The following is a 5,585-nucleotide window of genomic DNA, read 5'->3' as shown; positions in this document are numbered from 1 at the left end:
CGGAGATACCGTCCGTGACTACATTATTTTTGTGATCAGGCAGAGACAGCACGCGCCCTGCCGGTCAGGCCCCGGCATCAGGTGCCGGCACGGTCATTCGAATTCAGGAGGATGGCGCGGCGCGCGCGTGCAGACTCGCGTTGAACGCGGGCACACGCAGAAAATCGGGGGGAGACAGGCTGGAGAAGAACGCCGCCGCGCGGTCGGCGCAGGCAACTGGAAAGTGGGCCGAATCATTGGCGACAGATGTCGCCCCGTTCATTGCATCGACAATTGCAAACCGCGTGACCAATTGAAACCTCGACTTCCATTTGAGGGTCAACGACGAGGAACAACCTGCGCGGGGATGACAGCGCCAGGGTGGTCCCGATCGGCTGCGACTGCCGGGTCTGTAGACACACGGCAATCTTCTGGCGCCGGGTTTATGACCCGAAGCGCCGGCGGATAATAACCACGTTTTTTGCTGGTGAGGCAAACAAAATGTAGGAATTCGACGAAATAAATATCAGCTGTTTCCTACACCCTTGTGACGATGGCAAAGAGACAGGAATGTCAAAAATGCTCGAACACCGCCCCACCGTTTCGCCCATGCAACGGGCCTCGAAACCCGCGCAGAGTCTTGACCGGCCAGTGAAAAAACCACCGCGCGACGTGTTGCAATCACCCAGCGCTAACAAACGCTAACAACGCATAACTGGCAGTCATTCGGCCGTGAAGGCAGGCTTGAATCTCACCGCTGAACGCCAGGCCACCTGCGAACCTTTTCGGTCGCCTCGCTCAGTCGAACGATGGTTTTGCGAGGGATTCGACCATGGCTGAAGGTTATCGCAACAATTGCCTGCGCGAGGCTGACCGGCTCGGCAATGACGAACTGTATGCCTTGGTCGCGGGTGCCGTCAGCCATGGCCGGGGGGAGGCGCAACAACTGTTCGCGACGGTGACGCCGTTACTCATCGCCTTTTACGAGGGACAGGCGCAGGCCGGGCGGATCCGTCGTGAAGACACCGGCAACCTCGTCCAGCAAGCTTTCAGGATGCTCTATCAGGAACAGGCCGCCCATGACCCGAGCTTTCCGTTTCGCGCCTGGCTGATCGAGATCGCGCGCTCGACTCTGCTCAACAATCCGGGCCATCGCGGCACTGACGCCGTGGCCACGGCCGACGCTTTAGCGGGTGCGCCCATACGCGAATGCCATGAAGCCACACGGGCAACGTGAACCGCCCTTCTCGCTGTGCAATGCTCTTCAGGGAATGCCCATGATTGATATCGAAAAAACCCTCTACTCCGCGCATACCCACACCACAGGAGGTCGAGAGGGCACAGGGCGCAGTCAGGATGGCCGACTGGATCTCAAGCTTTCTCCACCGGGCGCACCCGGCAGCGGAACCAACCCCGAGCAATTGTTTGCCGTGTGCTGGTCGGCCTGTTTTCTGGGCTCACTGCGCCATGCCTGCAACGCGCGCAAGATCGGTTTTCCGGCAACGGCCGGAGTCGATGCTCAAATCGATCTGGTCCATGGGGAGCAGGGTTTTTTCCTGCAGGCGAGACTGGCGGTGTCACTGCCGGAGATCGAGCCTGAGGTGGCGCAACAACTGATCGACGCGGCGCACCAGAATTGCCCTTACTCCAAGGCCACGCGCAACAACATCAAGGTCAGCATCACCCTCGCCTGATCCGCCTTTTGCCCACAGCAAAACGCCCAGTCTTCCAACCACACCTTCGTACTATCCGGCGACACCATGGTGCAATAGATCGCGCCCGGGGCTTTTGATGTGATGGCGGGAAACCGACAAAAGCCAGGAGTTGCGCATGAACAAGCTGACGACTGCCGCGGGCGCGCCCGTGGTTGATAACAACAACGTACAGACCGCCGGCCCGAGAGGCCCGATGCTGTTGCAGGACGTTTGGTTGCTGGAAAAACTTGCGCACTTCGATCGCGAAGTCATTCCTGAGCGGCGCATGCACGCCAAGGGTTCGGGTGCGTTTGGCACTTTCACCGTCACCCACGACATCACCCGTTTCACCAAGGCCAAAGTGTTTTCCTGCGTGGGCAAGACCACCGATGTGTTCGTGCGCTTCTCGACCGTGGCCGGCGAACGTGGCGCGGCGGATGCCGAGCGCGACATCCGTGGATTCGCCATCAAGTTCTATACCGAGCAAGGCAACTGGGACCTGGTGGGCAACAACACGCCGGTGTTCTTTCTGCGCGATCCGTTGAAATTCCCCGACCTCAACCATGCGGTCAAACGCGACCCGCGCACCAACCTGCGCAGCGCCCGCAACAACTGGGATTTCTGGACACTGCTGCCCGAGGCGCTGCATCAGGTCACGATCGTCATGAGCGACCGCGGACTGCCGCGCACCTATCGCCATATGCACGGTTTCGGCAGCCATACCTTCAGTTTCATCAGCCCGGCGAACGAGCGTTTCTGGGTGAAATTCACCTGGAAGACCCAGCAAGGCATTGAAAACCTCACCGACCAACAAGCCGCAACCCTGATCGGCGATGACCGCGAAAGCGCCCAGCGCGACCTGTACAACGCGATCGAGGAAGGTCACTTCCCGCAATGGAAGCTCTACGTGCAAGTGATGCCGGAGCTGGATGCCGAGACTTATCCGATCAACCCGTTCGACCTGACCAAAGTCTGGCCCCACGCGGATTACCCGCTGATCGAAGTCGGTGTGCTCGAACTCAACCGCAACCCCGACAACTACTTTGCCGACGTCGAACAGGCAGCCTTCAACCCGGCCAACGTGGTGCCCGGCATCAGCTTCTCGCCGGACAAAATGCTTCAGGCACGACTGTTCTCCTACGGCGATGCACAGCGCTATCGCGTCGGCGTCAATCATCATCAGATCCCGGTGAATGCGCCGCGCTGCCCGGTCAACAGCTATCACCGGGACGGCCAGATGCGCACCGATGCGAACGCGGGCAGCACAATCGGCTACGAGCCCAACAGCTACGGCCAGTGGGCCGAGCAACCGGATTTCAGTGAGCCACCGCTGGCCCTCAAAGGCAGTGCCGGACACTGGAATCATCGCGAGGACGACGATTACTTCTCGCAACCGGGTGCGCTGTTCCGGGCCATGTCGCCCGCCCGGCAACAGGTCTTGTTTGAGAACACGGCGCGCTCGATCCATGGCGCCAGCGCCCAGACCCGACAACGCCACATCGATAACTGCACCCGTGCCGATCCGGCGTACGGTGCAGGTGTTGCGCAGGCCATCGAAGCGCTGGGCTGATCCGCAATGATGCAAGCAGGGCCGGCAGGATTGATCCTGCTGGCCCTGCTGCCGTTGTCAGTCCTCTACGATGCTTTTCGCTTCAAGAAACGCTTCCAGCCCCGACACCCCGACCGGCTCCATGATCACCCCTGCATGCCCCACAGACCGGACCAGCTCGTAGTTCTCCAGCACCTGCGCTGCGTTGGCGAAGGACTGCGACGCGTACTGGCTGACCCATTGCGCACGGGCCAACGGTGCGCCGTATTTCTCGATGGCGGTGTCGCGTATTTCGTCGGTGCTCTCCAGTACCGCCGCCTGAAGGCGCTTGAGCATGTCGATACGCTCGGCTTTGGAGGTACGCCCCATCGTGTTTTGCGCACGCTGGGCGGCGGCGATGGCTTGCCTGGCGTCGTCTCGGTTGGCCAGGGTGACGGTGCCGATGACAGATTCCGTTGCCGGGTTGATGCATTCGATCGTTTCGCGGCCCTGAACGGGCACGAACACGCCATCGATGTAGCTGTGCTTGATAGTCCACATGTCGATATTCCCAAAGGGTTGAAACAGCAACGCCCGGAAAATCCGGGCGCTGGTCAGGGCGACGGCTCAGTCGGGTAATGATTCACGGCTGAAGGCTTGCACCTCCTGCACCAGGCCGCGAGCGGCCATTTCCACCAGTTGCCGGCCCTTTTCCGGCGAAGCCTGCGCCGGGTCCGAGCCCATTCGGCCGTCCGGGTGACGGGCGCGAAAATCCGCCGCCTCACGGATCGGTCCCCAATTGGCGATCTGCGGCGAATAGTCCGCCGACTTGATGGAATCGGGGTATGCCCACTGGGTCACGGCGATTTCCGAAGGCGTGGCATGAATGCCGTGGCCGGTCGGGAACTGCTCACGGGCCAGCTCGTTAACTCCTTCCAGGTCCCACCAGTTGCACAGCTTCAGGGCGAACCCGGCTTTGCGGCGGGCGAAACTCGCTTCAGCGTACAGCTCCGAAAACGCGGCTTCGATTGACGCGATGTTGCCGCCGTGGCCATTGAGGAAAAAGATCTTTTCAAAGCCGTGGGCGGCCAGCGAACGAGTCCAGTCGGCGATAGCAGCGATGAAGGTCGAAGGCCTGAGCGAAATGGTGCCGGGGAAACCGAGGTGATGCTGCGCCATGCCGATGTTGAAAGTCGGGGCGATCAGGAGGTCGGTGTTCTTCTGCGCTTCATGGGCGATGATTTCCGGGCACATCCAGTCGGTGCCCAGCAGGCCGGTCGGCCCGTGCTGTTCGTTGGAACCGATCGGGATGACGATGGTGCGGCTGCGTTCGAGAAATTGCGCTATTTCGGACCAGGTCGATAGGTATAAAAGCATCAGGATTCTCACTCTTCGAAGGTTCCTCGCGGAACGAGGCTGGGTGTTCAATGCACCTGCAACAGCAGCGTCATTGATACCACCCGCCTCCCTTCAACGACAGAATACGAAGGTATCGGAATCGTAAAAACACCCTAATCGCGGACGAGAAATTCGCGGGGCGATTCGCCCATCACCCGTCTGAACATTGCGCTGAATGCACTCTGGCTGGCGTAGCCCAGATCCCGGGCAATCAGCCCGACGGACTGCCCCTTGTCGAGCCGGTCGATGGCGGTCGCCAGCCGCACCTGCTGCAGCCAGTGGCGAAAATTCAGGCCTGTCTCATTGACGAACAAGCGAATCAGCGTGCGCGAACTGGCGCCGACCCGGTCTGCCCAATAGCCGATCGAATGGTCTTGTCCGGGGTCCTGCAGAATCGCCTCGCAGACCGTGACCAGTCGCCGGTCGAGCGGCCACGGCACTTCGATCGGCAACGTCCGCGCCGCCTGCAACTCATTGATTATCAGCGCCACGATGTGCGCGTTGCGCCCCTCCTGCGGATACTCGATCGGCTGCTCGGCCAGGGCCAGAATCAACTCGCGCAGCAGTCCGGGGATCTCCAGCACTTTGCAGTGAGGGCCCAGCCCGGCGCAGACCTGCGGGTCGATGTAGATCGAGCGCATTTTGACGGCGCTCAGCATCAACTGATCGTGGATCATTCCGGGCGGAATCCACAGCGCCCGCTTCGGCGGCAGGATCCACAACCCTCGTTCGGTGGCTACCCGCATCACGCCGTTCGAGGCATACAGCAACTGCCCGTGTCGATGTACATGCGGTTCGTTGTACTCGCCGGTGGCCTGATCGCGCACCAGCACGGTCATTACGCGCGGCACATCCTGATAGTCGGGATAACGTTCGCTGCGCGGCGCGGATTCTCGCTTTGCGACGACCTTGCGCACCTCTTGTTTCATCGAGTGTTTTCTCCTGAAAACAGACGTTGATCGTGGTAAAGCGGCGATTGTCACTTT

The 5,585-nt window shown here is 60.6% G+C and carries 6 protein-coding genes; 3 read left to right on the top strand and 3 right to left on the bottom strand.

The features are described 5' to 3' along the window. Positions 1-811: 811 nt before the first annotated feature. The 3 genes from MKZ87_RS27580 to MKZ87_RS27570 all read left to right on the top strand — a co-directional run bounded on the left by MKZ87_RS27580 (position 812) and on the right by MKZ87_RS27570 (position 3,243). A complete protein-coding gene (locus tag MKZ87_RS27580; RefSeq protein ID WP_085703685.1) occupies positions 812-1,216 on the top strand; it encodes a hypothetical protein in 405 nt (134 codons plus the stop codon). 40 nt (positions 1,217-1,256) lie between these two features. After that, on the top strand, positions 1,257-1,673 hold the full coding sequence (locus MKZ87_RS27575; protein WP_085700391.1) for an organic hydroperoxide resistance protein: 417 nt from the start codon (positions 1,257-1,259) through the stop codon (positions 1,671-1,673). 136 nt (positions 1,674-1,809) lie between these two features. Next, entirely contained in the window at positions 1,810-3,243 is a 1,434-nt protein-coding gene (locus MKZ87_RS27570; RefSeq protein ID WP_085700392.1) for a catalase, read from the top strand. A gap of 57 nt (positions 3,244-3,300) precedes the next feature. On the opposite strand, the gene MKZ87_RS27565 is transcribed toward MKZ87_RS27570, so the two are convergent. The 3 genes from MKZ87_RS27565 to MKZ87_RS27555 form a co-directional block, all read right to left on the bottom strand. Then, positions 3,301-3,762, bottom strand: coding sequence for an aldehyde dehydrogenase family protein (locus MKZ87_RS27565; RefSeq protein WP_234204888.1), 462 nt, complete (start codon positions 3,760-3,762; stop codon positions 3,301-3,303). Between the two features lie 66 nt (positions 3,763-3,828). Further along, positions 3,829-4,578, bottom strand: coding sequence for a creatininase family protein (locus tag MKZ87_RS27560; RefSeq protein ID WP_085703684.1), 750 nt, complete (start codon positions 4,576-4,578; stop codon positions 3,829-3,831). Between the two features lie 134 nt (positions 4,579-4,712). Further along, entirely contained in the window at positions 4,713-5,528 is an 816-nt protein-coding gene (locus MKZ87_RS27555) for an AraC family transcriptional regulator (RefSeq protein WP_085703683.1), read from the bottom strand. Positions 5,529-5,585 lie beyond the last annotated feature (57 nt).

The sequence above is a fragment of the Pseudomonas sp. MCal1 genome, from assembly GCF_026341415.1.
In the GTDB taxonomy this organism is placed as follows: Bacteria; Pseudomonadota; Gammaproteobacteria; order Pseudomonadales; family Pseudomonadaceae; genus Aquipseudomonas.
The sequence above is the reverse complement of the archived record's forward strand: the minus strand, read 5'-3'. Positions and strand labels throughout refer to the sequence as shown.